Raw genomic sequence first — 15,995 nt, forward strand, 5'->3', positions numbered from 1 at the left:
GGTCGAGGCCGCCGCCGCGCGCTCGGTCCCGCCCGCGGTCCGCGAGCTCGTCACGGCCGAGCTGTCCACATGGGACGGCAGGCCGCCGGGCCTGTCCCGGTCCTGGGCTGACGGGCCGGTGCGTCGTCTGTCCACACAGGACCAGTCGGCGGCGCGACTGGCACTGCTCGTCGCGAAGGCTTCCTACCAGGTCGACGACGACGTCGTGGCCGCGTACGAGACCACGGACGCCGGGCTCGTCGAGCTCGTCTCGTGGGCCGGCCTCGCCGCGGCGCGGCGAGCCGGTACCTGGTTGGCCGGCCAGGGCCCGGCGGCGCGGGCGGCCTGACCAACGTCCGGTTCGCGCCGCGAGCGAACCGCTCACCCGTTGACGGCGAAGTTGAGGTCGTCCATCACCGCGTGGCCGGTGAGGATCGCGCGCTGCAGGCTGCGCACCCGAGGCGAGGGCTCCACCGCGAGCTGGTCCATCATGTCCGTGCGCAGCCGCCGGTAGGCCTCCAGCGCCTGGCTCTGCCGGCCGGACCGGTACAGCGCGACCATCTGCTGGGCACAGAAGTTCTCCAGCAGCGGATGCCGCGCGCACAGTGTCGCCAGCTCACCCAGCAACTGGTGGTGCCGCCCGAGCCGCAGGTCGGCCTCGATGCGCAGGTGCAGGTCGCCGAGCCGGTTCTCCTCCAGCCGCATGGCCTCGATCGCCAGCAGCGGACCGGCCGGCACGTCGGCGAGCGCGGGCCCGCGCCACAGCCGCAACGCCGCACCCAGGGTGCGCGACGCGGTCTCGTGGTCCCCCTCGTTCACCGCCTGCCGGCCGGCTGTCGACAGCTGCTCGTAGCGGACCGCGTCCACGTCGCCGGGCTCGACGTCCAGCAGGTAGCCGCCCCGTCGGGTGATCAGGATGTCCTTCGATGTCCGGCCGCCCTGGCCGGCCAGGGCTTGGTCGAGTTTCCTACGTAACTTGAGGATGTAGGTGTGTAAGGTCGGCACGCCGCTGCGCGGGGGCTGGCAGTCCCATATCTCCTCGGTCAGCGCCGACACGGTGACGACGTGTCCGGCGTTGAGGGCGAGCATCGCCAGCAGCTGGCTGGGCTTGCTCGCGGTGGGGACTATCGACTCTCCGCCGACGGACACCTCCAATGGGCCGAGAACCCTGATCTCTGTTCGCATGTCACTTCTCGATTCTCCATCGCTTTTGCATGGGTTACGTGCCGTGGCACGACAATGCCCACCGCACCGGCCTGGTGGGTGGGCACTTATCTGGGCACACTTCGTCCAAAGAAAGCGTGACAGATTGCTGGTGCGACTGTCAACGAGTGCGCGCGGAATTCTGGAGAATTCCCGGAATCGTTCTTAACGAACGCGATAGAATAACGATAGAATGCCCGGAACGGGCCTGTTCCGGTGCCTTCTAAAATGATTTCACGCATGACTCCCCCATTCCGGTTACTATCCGCCGGTCTCCCCGCCCCCACGCTCGACGAGCAGCGCGTACAGCTCGTCGAGGTCGTACTCCGCCCGCCCCGGGCGCCCGTACCGGGTGAGCTTGCCCCTGCTCGCCCACTTCCGGACCGTCGCCTCGGGCACTCCCGCCGCCAGCGCGGCGAGCTGCGTGGGCACCGCGCGCCGGGGTCGGGTAAGTCGTGCTCTGCCGCTCACGACTCCCCCTCGCGGGCTCGGTCGAGCCGCTCGCGGTCGCCCTGTGACATCGATTCGCTCGCAAGCTCGCTCATTCCGCACCCTCCGTCGAGGGCCTGCGCGACCCGCCCCACAGCAGCAGCCACTGGTCGGGCGTCCAGACGTGCCCGGCGTCGCAGCTGACCTGGTAGGGCGGCTCGCCCTCGGCGTGTCCCTCGGCTCGCACGGCCCGGTCGCAGCCCGGGCGGGCGCACCGGCCGAGCTCGAGGGAGTGGCCGGCGCTGGGACGCAGGGCCTCGCTCGCCGTCCGGGACAGCTCGACGAGCTCGTCCACCAGGTCGGGAGCCGACGGGTGCTCGGTGAGCCAGTTGAGGTGGATCGACAGGAACGTGGTGAGCCGGCGGATGCTGAGCTCGTCGGGCCCGGTCACGCCGCGCTCGTTGGCCACCAGCGCACACCAGGAGGCGAGCACGCCGAGGATGTCCGAGCGGATCGTCACGACGGCCTCGTTCAGCGCGATCCCGCGCGGCCGGTGGCCGCTCACCCGCTCCCGCAGGTGATGGCGCCGCAGGTCGAGCATGTAGGCGCACAGCTCGTACAGCCCGGGCAGCTCGATCAGGTCCTCCTCGACCCGGTCGCGGCAGTCGAGGCAGATCATCCGGCCGGCCGCGACGCGCGGCGGGTCGGACTCGCCGTCGTGCCGCGAGCTCGGGCACATCGGTTCGTGACGGTGGATCCTGGGCGCCATCCTCGGCATGGCGGTCACTTCCCGTCCCTGGTGAGCGTGCTGGTGTGGGCTTGGGTCAAGGCGCACACGAGTCGTCCATGCCGGTCAATCTGATCGACCGCGCTACCCGGGCTCTATCGATCCGCTATCGGCAGGGGCTATGCGACCGCGGAAATCCCCTCCGACCTGGTCGAACCCGCCGATAGCCGCACGCAGCGAGACGCCCGATCGGGTGGTCCGGTGCCACGCTTGATCGACGGGCACAGGTGAGCGGGAGGAGCACGCATGAGCTTGGCGGGTCCGGTCGCGCCCCTGAGCGGACACCAGGTACTGACCTTCCTCCTGCTGATCGGACTGCTGCTGGGGCTGGCGGTCGTCCTGGGACAGCTCGCGCGGCGGTTCGGCCTGCCGTCGGTCGTCGGCGAGCTGACCGCGGGAGTGCTGGTCGGCCCGTCGGTCGTCGGCGCCCTGACGCCTGGGCTCTGGGACTGGCTGCGGCTCGGCGAGCCGGGCCAGCTCCACCTCGTCGACGCCGTCGGGCAGCTCGGCGTGCTGCTGCTGGTCGGCCTGACCGGCATCAACGTCGACCTCTCGCTGCTGCGCCGCAAGGCCGGCACGGTCGTGTGGGTGGGCGCGACCGCGCTCCTCGTGCCGCTCGCGATCGGTGTCGCGGTCGGCTTCGCGTTGCCCGCGACGCTGGTGGCCGACGGCACCGGGCGGCTCACGTTCGCGGCGTTCGTCGGCGTGGCGATGTGCGTGAGCTCGATCCCGGTCATCGCGAAGACGCTGCTGGAGATGCGGCTGATGCACCGCGACGTCGGCCAGCTGATCATCAGCACCGCCACGGTCGACGACATCGTCGGCTGGGTGCTGCTGTCGGTCGTGTCGGCGATGGCCACCGTCGGCGTGCGGGCCGGGGAGCTGCTGCTGGTCGTCGGGTACCTGCTCGCGCTGCTCGCGGCGTGCGTCCTCGTCGCGCGGCCGGTGGTCGGGCCGGTGCTGCGGTTCGCGGTCCGGTCGAAGGACCCGGGCATGGTGGTCGCGGTGACCGTGCTGCTGATCTTCGGGTTCTCCGTCGGCACCCACGCGCTGGGCCTCGAGGCGGTACTCGGCGCGCTGCTCGGCGGCATGGTGATCGGCTCGTCGAGGTGGCTCGACCGCGAGCGGCTGGCCCCGCTGCGCACGTTCGTCATGGCCGTCCTCGCGCCGCTGTTCTTCGCCACGGCGGGGCTGCGCATGGACCTCACCGCGCTCGGCCGGCCGGCGGTGCTGGTGGCGGGCCTCGTGGTGCTGGTGCTCGCGGTGGTCGGCAAGTTCGCCGGCGCGTACCTCGGCGCCCGCACCGCGCGGTTGTCGCACTGGGAGTCGATGGCGCTGGGCGCCGGCCTCAACGCCCGCGGCGCGATCGAGGTGATCATCGCGATCGTGGGCCTGCAGCTTGGCGTGCTGAACACCGCGATGTACACGATCGTCGTGCTGGTCGCGATCGTCACCTCGCTGATGGCCCCGCCCGTGCTGCGCTACGCGGCCCGCCACATCGAGGAGACCGGCGAGGAGCAGCGGCGCGAGCGCCGGATGGCGGGCGCGGACGACCAGCCACCGCTGCGGGCGGTCTCCTGACGAGCACGAAGAAGCCCGCCACCCCCATGATCGGGTGGCGGGCATTCACGGGGTTACGCCGTTGCCGGCACGCACGAGCAGCGCATCTGCGCACGCTCCTGCGCCAGGGGCCGCAGGTGGTAGACCATCGCGACCACCATCGGGACGAACACGATCGCGTTGTAGAACAGGTGCAGCTCGACGCGCGGGAAGATGAGCTGGGCGATGCTCGTCGGCTGCTTCGCGCCCAGCAGGAACGCACCGGTGCTCGCCTGCACGAGCAGCAGCAGGTGCTCGAAGTGGTGCCACACCTGGATCCACATGGCCACGTTCCACCAGGTCCGGGACCGGCCGGTGAACCCGTGTCGCAGCATCACGAACGCCACGAGCATGACGATCGCGAAGCCGTAGTGCAGCCACTCCGACTTGACCAGCCACGGGAAGAACAGCCCGAGGAAGCCGCCGGCCTTGGGCCGCGCCCAGTCCAGCACGTAGATCTGGACGGCCTGGGTGAGGTGCTCGACCCAGTGCAGGACGACGACGGCGAGGAAGATCAGCAGGGCGGCCTTGTGGTGACGGGTGTTCAGCAGACCGTTCGGACCGGTCCAACGCTTCTCGCGGACAACCTCGGAGGTCATGCTCGCTCCGTTCATGCAGGGACGGGGTTGGGCAGCTTCGGCAGCTGGAACAGCTCGGTGAAGATCGACAGCAGCTCAGGGTCCCCGGTCACCTTCCCGCTGTCCAGCGCCTCGGCGACGGACACCTCGCCGGTGAGCATGCCCTGAAGCAGCGGGCCGGTGTCGATGACGGCGTCCACACCGGACAGCGGGCCGGGGTGCACCGCGAGTTCGCCGTGGTCGACCACCGCGCTGACCACGATCTCGCCGACGTGCAGCTCGAAGCTCACGACCAGCTCGCGCGCCGCCTCCGCCTGGAACGTCGAGCGCAGGGCGACCATCAGCGAGTCCTCGGTGACGATGTCCTCCGGCTTGGGGGCGGCGAGTGCCTGTGCGCCCCAGCGGCTCAGCGCCAGCAGCACGTCCTCGGCGGCCCGGCCGTAGGCGGTGAGCTCGTAGACGGGCTCCGCGCTCGCCGGCGTGTCCTCCTGCCGCCGGACGATGCCGCTGTGCAGCAGCTCCCTCAGGCGCGTCTCGAGGAGCTTGGCCGTGATGCGCGGCAGCCCGGCCCGCAGCTCGTCGACGGTCTTGGGGCTCACCAACAGGTCGCGCACGATGAGCATGCCCCAGCGCTCACCGATCATCTCGGCCGCCCGGGACAGACCGCAGTACTGCCCGTAGGTCCCGCGAGTCACACTCTGGAGTTCGGCGACTACGGATTCGAGAGCAGTTGGTTCGGATCCGTTGGTTGTTAGTTGGAAAAGATCTGTCGAGATTGTAACGCCGCCCCGGTCCATGACGACTTTCCAGCTGGCTTCAGCCATTGCTCCGCGTCCTATCTGCTCGATGCGGGATGACGTTTCGACGGCCATTCGCGCCCGGTCCGGGGGAAGATCGTCTGGCTGCGTCCAAGATCGACCCAGGTGGTCCAATGATCCGGTCCGCCCTGATCGCGGCGCATCTTCTGGCTTGCGGCCCTACCGAGCCTGGACCGGAAGACGAGGCTCGGTAGTGATCATCTGGTGCGATCGCCGGTGGTATGGAGTAAGGGACGAAGAGGTGCTTATACTCCGTTCGCGCCATTTTGCGAAGAATGGTCGTGGTGTGTGAGACACTGTTTCTCCCATACCGCGAACCGGCCGAACGGTAGTGTTCGCCGGTTGGCGAACTACGACCTCGATCGGTGGCGGCAGCGTTTGGGGGGATGACGTTGGGCTTGCGCCTCTTAGGGCCGCTCGAGTTCTCGGTCGACGGCGTGGAATTGGATCTCGGGGGATCCCGGCAGCGCGTCGTTCTCGCCATGCTCGCCCTCAACGCCAACCGGGTCACGACCGTCGAGCAGCTCATCGACGCGGTGTGGAGCAACGCCCCGCCGACGACGGCGCGAGCTCAGATCCAGATCTGCGTCTCCGGCCTGCGCAAGGTGCTCACCGACTCGGTGGTGACCGCCAACATCCGCACCCGCCCGCCCGGCTACATGCTGGAGATCTCCAAGGAGGATCTCGACACCTGCCAGTTCTCCGGCCTCGTCGACACCGCCCGCGCGCACGTCGACGCCGGCCGCAAGTCCGAGGCCGTCGCCACGCTGCGCAGCGCGCTCGCCCTCTGGCACGGGCCCGCGCTCGCCGGCGTCCGCAGCGACCTGGTCCACCGGGGCGCCGCCTACCTCGAGGACTCCCGGCTCGCCGCGGTCATGGAGCGCATCCGGCTCGACCTCGAGCTCGGCCGGCACGAGGAGGTCATCGGCGAGCTGCACACGATGGTCGAGGAGCACCCGCTGCGCGAGCCCCTGCACGAGCAGCTGATGCTCGCGCTCTACCGGTCCGGCCGGCAGGCCGAGGCGCTGGACGTGTGCCGCCGGGTCCGCGCGACACTCGTGGAAGAGCTCGGCATCGACCCCGGCCAGCGGCTGCAGCAGCTGGAGCGTTCGATTCTCAACCGCGACCCGTCGCTCGACCTCGTCGCGCCCAGCCACGTCGCCACCGCCCGGCCCGCCCGCGCGGGCGAGCAGCCGTCGGCCGTGCCGCGCCGGCTGCCCGCCAGCATCGGCGACTTCACCGGCCGCCGCGGGCAGCTGGTCGAGATCAAGTGCGCCCTGTCCGAGGATGCCGAGGCGATCCGCTACGGCACGCGCATCGTCGCGATCTCCGGCAAGGGCGGGGTCGGCAAGTCGACGCTGGCCGTCCGGGCGGCGCACGAGCTGCGCGAGGTGTACCCGGACGGGCACCTCTACGGCGTGCTCGAGGCGCCCGACGGCGTGGTCCGCACCAGTGCCGTGCTCGCCCGCTTCCTCCGCGCCCTCGGCGTCGACGGCTCGGCGATCCCGGAGGACCTCGAGGAACGCGGCGACATGTACCGCAGCCGGCTCGCCGGCAAGCGGGTGCTCGTCGTGCTGGACGGTGCCACCAACGAGGACCAGGTCCTCCCGCTGCTGCCGGCCGGCCCGGGCTGCGCGGTGCTGGTCACCAGCCGCGCCCGGCTGAGCGGGCTGCCCGGGGCGTACTTCGTCGACGTGGACGTCTTCGACGTGGACCTGTCGCTGGAGATGCTCGGCAAGATCGTGGGCGAGGACCGGGTGGCCGCCGAGCACGAGGCGGCGGTCGAGCTGGTCAAGTTCTGCGGCGGGCTGCCGCTCGCGATGCGCATCGCCGGCGCCCGCCTGGCCTCGCGCCCGCACTGGCGACTCGACATCCTGGTGGCGCGCCTGCGCAACACCGCGCGGCGCCTGGACGAGCTGTGCTATCGCGGGCTCGAGCTGAGATCGAGCATCGGGCTGACGTACCGGGCGCTGCCCGGGCAGGCCAAGCGCCTGTTCCGCATGTTCGCGCTCATCACCACGCCGGACTTCCCCGAGTGGACCGCCGCCGCGCTGCTCGACATCGACCCCTACGACGCCGCCGAGGTCGTGGAGAGCCTGGTCGAGGCGCAGCTGCTGGACACCGTTCGCTATCCCGGCGAGCGGTTGCGGTTCCGCTTCCACGACCTGATCCGGGTGTACGCGAGCGAGCGGCTGGACGCCGAGGAGTCCGCGGAGGCGCGGGCGGCGGCCGTCGAGCGGCTGCTGGGCGCCTGGCTGGCGCGGGCGGAGCAGGCGCACCGCCGGGAGTACGGCGGCGACTACACGATCCTGCACGGGACGGCCCCGCGCTGGAGCCCGCCCGGCGAGGACGTGACCATCGACAACGCGATGGAGTGGTTCGAGTCCGAGCGCCGCTCACTGGTCTCGGCCGTGCACCTCGCCGCCGAGTTCGGCCTGGACGAGATGTGCTGGGACCTCGCGCACACCTCGGTGACGCTGTTCGAGGTGAAGGGCTACTTCGACGACTGGCGCGACACCGCCGAGCGTGCCCTGGACCTCGCCGAGCGCAAGAGCAACCGTCGCGGGCAGGCGGCCATGCAGTACTCCCTCGGCACCATGCGGATGTTCCAGAAGCGGCTCGAGGAGGCGGAGGCGCACTTCGAGACCGCGCTGGTCAACTTCGACGCCGAGGGGGACATGCACGGCCGCGCGCTCGTGCTGCGCAACGCCGCGACAGTGGACCGGCTGCGCAACCGGGTGGCGGCGATGGTCGCCAAGTACGACGGCGCGCTCGAGGGCATGCGGGAGGTCGGCGACCTGGTCGGCGAGGCGCACGTGCTGCAGAGCCTCGCGAAGGTCTGGATCGACGAGGGCGACTCGGACCGGGCCCGGGGGCTGCTGGAGTCCGCACTCGTCTGTTGCAAGCAGGTCAACTACATGCGGGGCGAGGCCCAGGTCCTCAACCGGTTCGCCGAGTTCTACCTCGACACGAACCAGGTCGAGCAGGCGCACCAGGCGCTCAACCGGGTCCTGCTCATCGTGCGGAACATCGGCGACCGCATCGGCGAGGCGTTCGCGCTGTACCGGCTGGGCGTGGTCCGCCAGCGCACCGGACGGCTGGACAACGCCGAGACGACCCTGCAGCACGCGCTTTCCCTGGCCCGGCGGGTCGGCGAGCGGATGGTCGAGGGCCAGGCCCTCTACGCGCTCGGCGAGATCGCGCTGGCGACCGGTGTCGCGGCGGCGGGTGCGGAGTACATAGACGAGGCGCGTGCGCTGTTCGAGGAGTTCGGCTCGATGGTGTGGCACGCCAAGGCGTTGATCCTGCTGTCGGACGTCTGCCACGGCCGCGGCGAGATCGAGCAGGCGCGCCGGTACGTCGACGATGCGATCGGGCTCCTCAACGCGGTCGACTCGATGGAGGCCGCGCGGTTGGTCGTGCGGCTCCAGACAACGCGATCCGCGCTGCTCGCCTGTGGGTCGGCAGGCGAACAGCGCGGATAGCGGATCCAGCCGCGGGAGGCGGCGATCAGTAGCGAGCGTCCTGCATCGACGGGCTGCAGGGGATCGGGGAGTCCCAGCCACAGTCGGCGACGGAATTCGAGGTGCCGACGCCCAGCACGATTCCGGTGATTCCGATGATCAGGCTGGCGGTGGACACGGCGAGCTTGCGGATGATCGACATTTGGGGCCTCCGACGGATTCTGTCTCCGGGTCTTGCAGGGCGTTTCCTGCTCGAGAACCAGTCAAGAACCAGTCGCAATTAAATGAATCTCGCCGCGTTTAAGGGTCGCTATCGCCCATCGATAGCCCCACGATAGGAATTCCTAAGCAGCGCCCGTCAGAGTGCCCCCACGCAGTTTCGCGCGTGTGTGAGGGGCGATTCGATGTCCGAGGCGATCCTCCGGCTCACCGACGACGAGGTGTGGACCGCCCTCGAGGCGATCGACCCCGTCGGGGTGCTGGCCGAGGAACTGATCGACCGGACGGTGGGCAACGAGGTGCCACCGGCCGGCAAGCTGTCCGAGTGGTCCGACTCGCGGGTGAAGGGCGCCGACGGCGCCGAGCTCGTGCTGCTCGACCATCCGGAGGCGGCCATTCGATGCGTGCTGCCGGCGACGGGCCTGCGGACGTTCCAGGCGGCCGCCCTCGCCGCGCTCGCGGCCCGGGAGTTGTTGGTGCGCGGCGGGGTTACCGTCGCGATGCTCGGTGCGTCCCGCGCCGCGTCCCCGCAGCTGGCCGTGATCGCCCGGCACGTGCCGGACATCAGCCACGTCGCGGTCCGCCGCACCGAGCCGGGCGGGTCGAGCCTGCCCGTCCGGCTGACCGAGCTGCTCGAGCTGAGCGGCATCCGGCTCTCCCTCGCGTCCACTGTGGCCGAAACGGTGTTCGGCGCCAACCTCGTGGTGGCCTCCGACGACGGGGAGCCGCCGCAGGACCTGAGCGGCATGCGGGTCAGCCAGCTGGCCCGGGGCGTGGTGCTGATCAACAGCACCGGCCGGGACCTGCCCGACGCGCTGGTGGACCAGGTGGACGAGCTCTACGTCGACGACCTGACGCTGCTGTCCGGCCACACGAACCGGCATTTCGTCGCGGCGCACCTCGCCAAACGGGCCGACCGCCCCGGCGTCGAACGCGCCGGCCCGCGGATCGACGCCGACCTCGGCCTGCTGCTCGCCGGCCGGCACGTCCGCGCGCACGCCGACAACACCGTGCTGGTGGAGCTGCTCGGCGTCAGCACGCTGAACGTGCGGCTCGCCTACCGCATCCAGCAGGCCGCGGAGCGCGCGGGGCTCGGCAGCCGTGTGCGGCTATGACCCCTCGGGCGCCGCGAGCTGGATGTCGTTGTTACCCGCCCACGTGGTGATGTCGTCGCGCTGGATGGCGGCGGCGATCAGGTCGGGGAACTGGTCGGGCGTGCAGGCGAACGTCGGGACGCCGAGTGCGGCGAGTGCCGCGGCGTTGTCGTGGTCGTAGGAGGGCGCGCCGTCGTCGGAGAGCGCGAGCAGGCACACCACCTGCATGTCGCTGGCCACCATGGCTTGCGCGCGGCGCAGCATCTCGTCGTTGTCGCCGCCCTCGTACAGGTCGCTGATCAGTACGAAGATCGTGTCGCGCGGGGTGGTGACCCGCGTCTGGCAGTACGCGAGCGCGGAGTTGATGTCGGTGCCGCCGCCGAGCTGCACGCCGAACAGCAGCTCGACCGGATCGGTCAGGTGCTCGGTGAGGTCGACCACCGCGGTGTCGAACGCGATGATCTGCGTGCGCAGTGACCGCACCGAGGCGAGCACCGCGCCGAACACTCCCGCGTACACCACCGACGAGGCCATCGAGCCGCTCTGGTCCAGGCACAGCACGATCTCGCGGCTGACCTGTGGCAGCCGCCGGCCGTAGCCGACGAGCCGCTCGGGGATCACCGTGCCCTGCTCGGCCTGGTAGTGCTTGAGGTTGGCGAGGATCGTGCGGTTCCAGTCGATGTCCGCGGCGCGCGGCTTGCTGGTGCGCCCGGCCCGGTGCAGCGCGCCCGTGATCGCCTGCCGGGTGGGTTGCGCGAGCCGGCGCTCCAGCTCGTCGACGACGTGGCGCACCACGGCCCGCGCGGTCTCCCGGGAGCGAGCGGGGATCGCCTGGTTGAGGCTCAGCAGCGTGCCGACGAGGTGGACGTCGGGCTGCACGGACTCGAGCAGCTCGGGTTCGAGCAGCAGCTGGCGCAGGCCGAGCCGGTCCATCGCGTCACGTTGCATGACCTGCACGACCGAGGCGGGGAAATAGCCGCGGATGTCGCCGAGCCAGCGCGCCACCCGCGGCGAGGAGCCGCCGAGCCCGCCGCGCCGCTTCTCCTCGCCGTACAGGGCGTCGAGGGTCTTGTCGCGCTTGAGGTCCGCACCGGACAGGTCCTCACCGGTGCCGTCGGCGTCCTCGCCCCCAAGGATCAGCCGCCACCTACGCATCCGTTCGCTCATCAGCCCGCCTCCCCGGAATTTACCCTTGTGGTCACCCTGAACTCGTGTCTTCCGATTCGGCACGTACTTGTGGCTGGGTTGCGTCCCGTTCCCCTTAGGTGCGGTTGGCAGAGGCGCGGCTCTTGTCTCACTGCAAGATCTCCAGCAGCTTCGGGAGGGCTCGGGCGGCGCGCTCGTGGTCCACATCGGACTCGTCGGTGCGCGTGGTTCGGGTGACGCCGCGGTCCAGCCGGCTCACCTGCTCGCCGATGCCGCGTCGCTCGGCGGCGGCGAAGTCGGCGAACGTGCGGCGCAGCAACGGAAGCAGGTGGTCGAACACCTCACCGTCCACACCGGTCGCCCACCGGTCGACGACGGCTAGCAGCTCCGGTTCGTGGATGAGCAGTGCGGCCTCGCCCGACAGGAACCCGTCGAGCCAGCCCGCCGCCTGCACGGCGTCGGCCGCGGGCGAGAGCCGCAGCGACAGCCGGCGGCCGGCCTCGGCGACGTCCACGAGGCCGGCGTCGAGCAGCAGCCGGGTGGCGCGACCGGCGACGAGCCCGTGCACGCCCGGCTGCTCGGCCACCACGCCCAACGCCCGCTGCCATTCCCGGCGCAGCTCGTCCTGGTCGAGCAGGGCGATGCCGCGTTGCACCCCGTCCACCAGCTCGCGCACGGTCGCCGCGGCGTCCTCGTCCAGCGCGGCGCACGCGGCCGGCAGTCCGACGGCGACCCGGGTGATCACCCCGGCCAGCACCCGCTGCACCAGCTCGGTGTCGGCCCGCCGCACGTTGCCGTACCGGCGAACCCGGGCCATCGGCTCCACCGCGGCCATCAGCCGGGTCGTGTCGTGCTGGCGGGCCGCCCGTTCGTCCACAGCGGACAGCACGGTCGCGAGCGCGGCCGGCAGGTCCGCGACGAGCGTGGTCTCCACCAGCTCGGCCAGCTCGCCGACGTCCGCGTCCGCCGCGCGCTGGGTGACCACCGCGGTCGCCGCCTGCTCGATCGTCGTGCCGTAGCCGGACGCCTCGATCAGCGCGACCTCCAGCTCGGGGCGCCACTCGAGCGTCCACGCCTCCCGGAACGTGCCGCGCGTGCGGCCCACCTCGGCCGGCTGTCCCCACGGCACGTCCAGCAACAGCAACCGATGCAGCAGCTTGCTGCGGCCGAGGTGCGACTCGTTGCGCAGGTCGAGGTCGAGCGTCTGCTCGGCCGCGCTCATCCGCATCCGCAGGCTCTTCCGGGTCGCGGCGAGGTCGCGGGCGAGCGGCACCATCGGCGTGTCGGCCGGCACCCGGCCGAGGATGTCGCCGACCAGCAGCCGACGGGCCACCAGCCGCATCGGCACCGGCGAGCCGCCGCCGAGCACCGCCTGCGCGGCCTCCAGCACCTCGTTGAGCCCGGGCAGCGGCCGGTCGCGCAGCCCGGCGAGCGCGTGCGCCAGCCGGACCGCCTCGATGACCGAGGCCGACGACACGTCGTGCTGCTCACCGCGCAGCAGCCGGGCGACGCGGACCAGCCACCGGGTGACCACCTCGTCCGGCGCGGTGAACAGGTGGTGGTACCAACCGGGGGAGTCGATGCCGGCGCCGTAGCCGCTGGCCCGGGCGAGCCGGGTGGACGTCCACGGCACCCAGGTGGCCGCGACCTTGGTGGTGCGCAAGCCTTTCAGCAGCGCGTTGTCCGAAGTAGCCGACGGGAACGTGTCCGGCACGAGCACCGGCGCGTGCCAGGCGCCGCACACCACCGCGATCGTGCCCGGCTCGGCCCGCCGGGCGGCCCGCATGACCCGGCGCATGGCGGCCTCGCGCCGCCGGGTCTCCAGGTCGATGTCCTGCCCCTCGCGCAAGGTGCGCATCGCGTCGAGGACGGCGTCGAAGACGTCGAGCCCGTGGTAGCGCAGCTCGATCGCGTCCTCCCACCAGCGCTCCGCGTCGTCGTAGCCCGCCGCCTCGGCGAGCGTCGCGATCGGGTCGAACCGGTTCGCGTCCCGGTCCTCCTTCGACACCAACGAGTTCGCGGCCGGGAGGTCGAGGAACCGTGCGGGCCGGCCGTGCTCGTCGGCCCAGCGCAGCGCCACCCACTCCGGGGAGAACACCGCCATCGGGTAGAACGCCGCCACGGCCGGGTCGTCGACCGCGTAGCAGAGTCCGGCTACCGGTGGGCGCATGTCCGCGGCGGCGACCAGCGGCGCGACCTTGTCCAGCTCCGGCGGGCCCTCGATCAGCACGAGCGTCGGGTCCAGCTCGTCGAGCGCGGAGCGGACCGCGCGCGCCGAGCCGGGCCCGTGATGCCGGATCCCGAGAATATGTGTGCTCGACGACATGGTTCGCTCGCGAGCTTCGCTCACGCCAGTTCTCGGCACGCCCGGTACAGGTCGGCCCACGGCTTGCGTTCCCGCACGACGGCCTCCAGGTACTCCTGCCACACCAGCCGGTCGGCCACCGGGTCCTTGACGATCGCGCCGTGCAGCCCCGCCGCCACGTCCGCGGCGCGCACCGTGCCGTCGCCGAAGTGCGCGGCGAGCGCGATCCCGCTGGTCACCACGGAGATCGCCTCGCCGGTGGACAGCGTGCCGGACGGCGACTTGATCTTCGTGCGGCCGTCGGAGGTGACGCCGTCGCGCAGCTCGCGGAAAACCGTGACCACGCGGCGGATCTCGGCGACGCCGTCCCCGCCCGACTCCAGCTCGGCCGGCAGCCGCAGCGCCTCGCCGAGCTGGGCCACCCGCAGCCGCACGATCTCCACCTCGGACTCGACGTCGTCGGGTAGCGGCAGCACGACGACGTTGAAGCGGCGCTTCAGCGCGGCGGACAGGTCGTTGACGCCGCGGTCGCGGTCGTTGGCGGTGGCGATGACGTTGAACCCGGCCAGCGCCTGCACCTCGTCGTCCAGCTCGGGGATCGGCAGCGTCTTCTCGCTCAGCACGGTGATCAGCGCGTCCTGCACGTCGGACGGGATGCGGGTGAGCTCCTCGATTCGGGCGATTCCGCCGGTCTCCATGGCCCGGAACACCGGGCTCGCGACGAGCGCCTTGCGGGAGGGTCCCTCGGCGAGCAGGTGGGCGTAGTTCCAGCCGTAGCGGATGGACTCCTCGGGCGTGCCGGAGGTGCCCTGGACGAGCTGGGTCGAGTCGCCGGAGACGGCCGCGGTGAGGTGCTCGGACAGCCAGGTCTTGGCGGTGCCGGGGACGCCGAGCAGCAGCAGCGCGCGGTCGGTGGCGAGCGTGGCGATGGCGACCTCGACCAGCCGGCGCGAGCCGAGGTACTTCGGGCTGATCACGGTGCCGTTCGGGGTCTCGCCGCCGAGGACGTAGGTGGCGACGGCCCAGGGAGACAGGCGCCAGTTGGGCGGTCGCGGCCGGTCGTCGGCCTTGGCGAGGGCCGCGAGCTCGTCGGCGTGCTGCTCCTCGGCGTGCTGCCGCAACACCTCTGTCACGTGAACTCCTGCTGGATCGTCTGGCGGATGGTCAGTGCGTGGGCGAGGCCGCGCAGCGTGCGGCGGCGGGCGCGCTTGTCGGTCGGCGTGCGGGTGAGCCAGTCCTCGACGCCGGGGAGCGCGGCCGGGTCGAGATGCTCGGCCAGGCTGGCGAACGCCAGCGTCAGCACGCCCTCGCTACTGGCGGTCTGCAGCAGCTGGGTGACGAGGATGGAGAAGTCGACGGGCCACGGGCCGGGGCAGGCGGCGAGCAGGCCGGCGAACCGCGCGTCCACCTCGATCTGGGCCGCGACGATGCCGGTGGCGGTCTCCGGGTCGAGCGCGGACAGGGTCTCCGGTGTCGGGTTCGCCTCCGCGAGCGCGCGCAGCCACGTCCGGTTCCGCTGTCGCAGCGCGGCCTTCGTCCAGCCGGTGACGAGCTCGCCCGGCGCGCCGTCGAGGACCGGCTGCTCGGGCAGCGGGGCGGCGCCGACCAGCTGGATCAGCCACGACGCGCGCGGCCCGAAGCCGGGCTCGCGGCGGTTGGCGACGCCGTCGCGCTTGGCGGCGGCGTCCGGCTTGTCGGGCAGCTCGACGGTCCCGTCGGGCCGGGTCAGCGCGCGGACCCGCTCGGCCATTCGCCCCGCGCGTCGCGAGCCGGGCAGCCGGTCGAGCAGCGCCGCGGCGGCCGCCCGAGCGGTGGCCGCCTTGTCGTCCAGTGTGGACTCCAGGAACGGTTCGTCCGCATCGGACAGTCCGGTGGCGAGCGCGTCGAGCAGCCCGGCGCGGTTCGCCGCCGTCTCGGTGCGCCAGGTCGCCTCGACGAGCTCGCGGCCGCGGTCGGGGTCGGTGCGGCGGATCGCGGTCAGCAGTGTGAGCCGCTCGCCTCGGGTGGCGGTGGCGAAGCGCTCGGCGACCTCCTCGGCCGCGGGTGGCGGCATGGCCCACGCCCAGCGCCGGTTGCGGGTGGCGAGCCAGGCGCCGCGCGGACCGGTCACCGCGGCGACCGTCGGCCGCAGTTCGGCCGTGCCGGTGGCGAGCTGCAGCAGGGTGACCAGCAGCGCGGCCGGCGGCCGCCGGTTCGCGGCCGCGCAGGCCTCGAGCCACTGGCGGGTCAACAGCTCGTTGCCGCCGGCTGTGTCGGCGCTGATGCGGACGTTGCGGTCCAGCAGCAGCTCGAGCACCTGTGTGGCGGTGGGCGTGCACTCGGGCCGCGGGTCGGCGGCGGCGGGCGGCACGGGCTCGCCGTGCCAGGCCGGCGG

General features: G+C 71.8%; 13 protein-coding genes and 1 pseudogene. 4 read left to right on the forward strand and 10 right to left on the reverse strand.

What is annotated here, in order from left to right; translation table 11 throughout:
- Positions 1–328, forward strand: a pseudogene (locus tag ACRDSK_RS22780) (carboxymuconolactone decarboxylase family protein); the annotation flags it as partial.
- 32 nt (positions 329–360) lie between these two features.
- On the opposite strand, the gene ACRDSK_RS22785 reads toward ACRDSK_RS22780, so the two are convergent.
- The 3 genes from ACRDSK_RS22785 to ACRDSK_RS22795 form a co-directional block, all read right to left on the reverse strand.
- On the reverse strand, positions 361–1,164 hold the full coding sequence (locus ACRDSK_RS22785; RefSeq protein ID WP_431443267.1) for an AfsR/SARP family transcriptional regulator: 804 nt from the start codon (positions 1,162–1,164) through the stop codon (positions 361–363).
- Between the two features lie 279 nt (positions 1,165–1,443).
- The gene (locus ACRDSK_RS22790; RefSeq protein WP_431443268.1) at positions 1,444–1,653 is read right to left on the reverse strand and encodes a transcriptional regulator; all 210 of its coding nucleotides are present in this window, start codon (positions 1,651–1,653) and stop codon (positions 1,444–1,446) included.
- 70 nt (positions 1,654–1,723) lie between these two features.
- Complete coding sequence (locus ACRDSK_RS22795) at positions 1,724–2,350, reverse strand: hypothetical protein (RefSeq protein WP_431443269.1); 627 nt, start codon at positions 2,348–2,350, stop codon at positions 1,724–1,726.
- A 294-nt stretch (positions 2,351–2,644) separates the two neighbouring features.
- On the opposite strand from ACRDSK_RS22795, the gene ACRDSK_RS22800 reads away from it, so the two are divergent.
- On the forward strand, positions 2,645–3,979 hold the full coding sequence (locus ACRDSK_RS22800) for a cation:proton antiporter (protein ID WP_431443270.1): 1,335 nt from the start codon (positions 2,645–2,647) through the stop codon (positions 3,977–3,979).
- A 53-nt stretch (positions 3,980–4,032) separates the two neighbouring features.
- Here ACRDSK_RS22800 and ACRDSK_RS22805 read toward each other — a convergent pair whose 3' ends face one another.
- A complete protein-coding gene (locus ACRDSK_RS22805; RefSeq protein WP_431443271.1) occupies positions 4,033–4,596 on the reverse strand; it encodes a hypothetical protein in 564 nt (187 codons plus the stop codon).
- A gap of 11 nt (positions 4,597–4,607) precedes the next feature.
- Positions 4,608–5,270, reverse strand: coding sequence for a winged helix-turn-helix transcriptional regulator (locus ACRDSK_RS22810; RefSeq protein ID WP_431443272.1), 663 nt, complete (start codon positions 5,268–5,270; stop codon positions 4,608–4,610).
- Positions 5,271–5,779: 509 nt separating this feature from the next.
- On the opposite strand from ACRDSK_RS22810, the gene ACRDSK_RS22815 reads away from it, so the two are divergent.
- On the forward strand, positions 5,780–8,878 hold the full coding sequence (locus tag ACRDSK_RS22815) for an AfsR/SARP family transcriptional regulator (RefSeq protein ID WP_431443273.1): 3,099 nt from the start codon (positions 5,780–5,782) through the stop codon (positions 8,876–8,878).
- Between the two features lie 25 nt (positions 8,879–8,903).
- On the opposite strand, the gene ACRDSK_RS22820 is transcribed toward ACRDSK_RS22815, so the two are convergent.
- Entirely contained in the window at positions 8,904–9,059 is a 156-nt protein-coding gene (locus ACRDSK_RS22820) for a hypothetical protein (RefSeq protein ID WP_431443274.1), read from the reverse strand.
- Positions 9,060–9,261: 202 nt separating this feature from the next.
- On the opposite strand from ACRDSK_RS22820, the gene ACRDSK_RS22825 reads away from it, so the two are divergent.
- The gene (locus tag ACRDSK_RS22825; RefSeq protein ID WP_431443275.1) at positions 9,262–10,191 is read left to right on the forward strand and encodes a hypothetical protein; all 930 of its coding nucleotides are present in this window, start codon (positions 9,262–9,264) and stop codon (positions 10,189–10,191) included.
- Here ACRDSK_RS22825 and ACRDSK_RS22830 read toward each other — a convergent pair.
- The 4 genes from ACRDSK_RS22830 to ACRDSK_RS22845 all read right to left on the reverse strand — a co-directional run.
- Positions 10,186–11,337, reverse strand: a complete 1,152-nt coding sequence (locus ACRDSK_RS22830; RefSeq protein ID WP_431443276.1) for a VWA domain-containing protein — start codon at positions 11,335–11,337, stop codon at positions 10,186–10,188. The genes ACRDSK_RS22825 and ACRDSK_RS22830 overlap by 6 nt on opposite strands.
- 127 nt (positions 11,338–11,464) lie before the next feature.
- Positions 11,465–13,666 carry a DUF5682 family protein gene (locus ACRDSK_RS22835; RefSeq protein WP_431443277.1) on the reverse strand — a complete coding sequence of 734 codons (2,202 nt, stop codon included), beginning with the start codon at positions 13,664–13,666 and terminating at the stop codon, positions 11,465–11,467.
- Positions 13,663–14,754 (reverse strand): ATP-binding protein, encoded by a 1,092-nt coding sequence (locus tag ACRDSK_RS22840; RefSeq protein ID WP_431443278.1) that lies wholly within the window; start codon positions 14,752–14,754, stop codon positions 13,663–13,665. The genes ACRDSK_RS22835 and ACRDSK_RS22840 overlap by 4 nt, the downstream gene beginning before the upstream one ends.
- Positions 14,751–15,995, reverse strand: a 1,245-nt coding sequence (locus ACRDSK_RS22845) for a DUF5691 domain-containing protein (protein ID WP_431443279.1), incomplete at its 5' end; no start/stop codon positions are given. The genes ACRDSK_RS22840 and ACRDSK_RS22845, both read right to left, overlap by 4 nt.

This window comes from Actinophytocola sp. (genome assembly GCF_050699915.1).
Classification (GTDB): Bacteria; Actinomycetota; Actinomycetes; order Mycobacteriales; family Pseudonocardiaceae; genus Actinophytocola.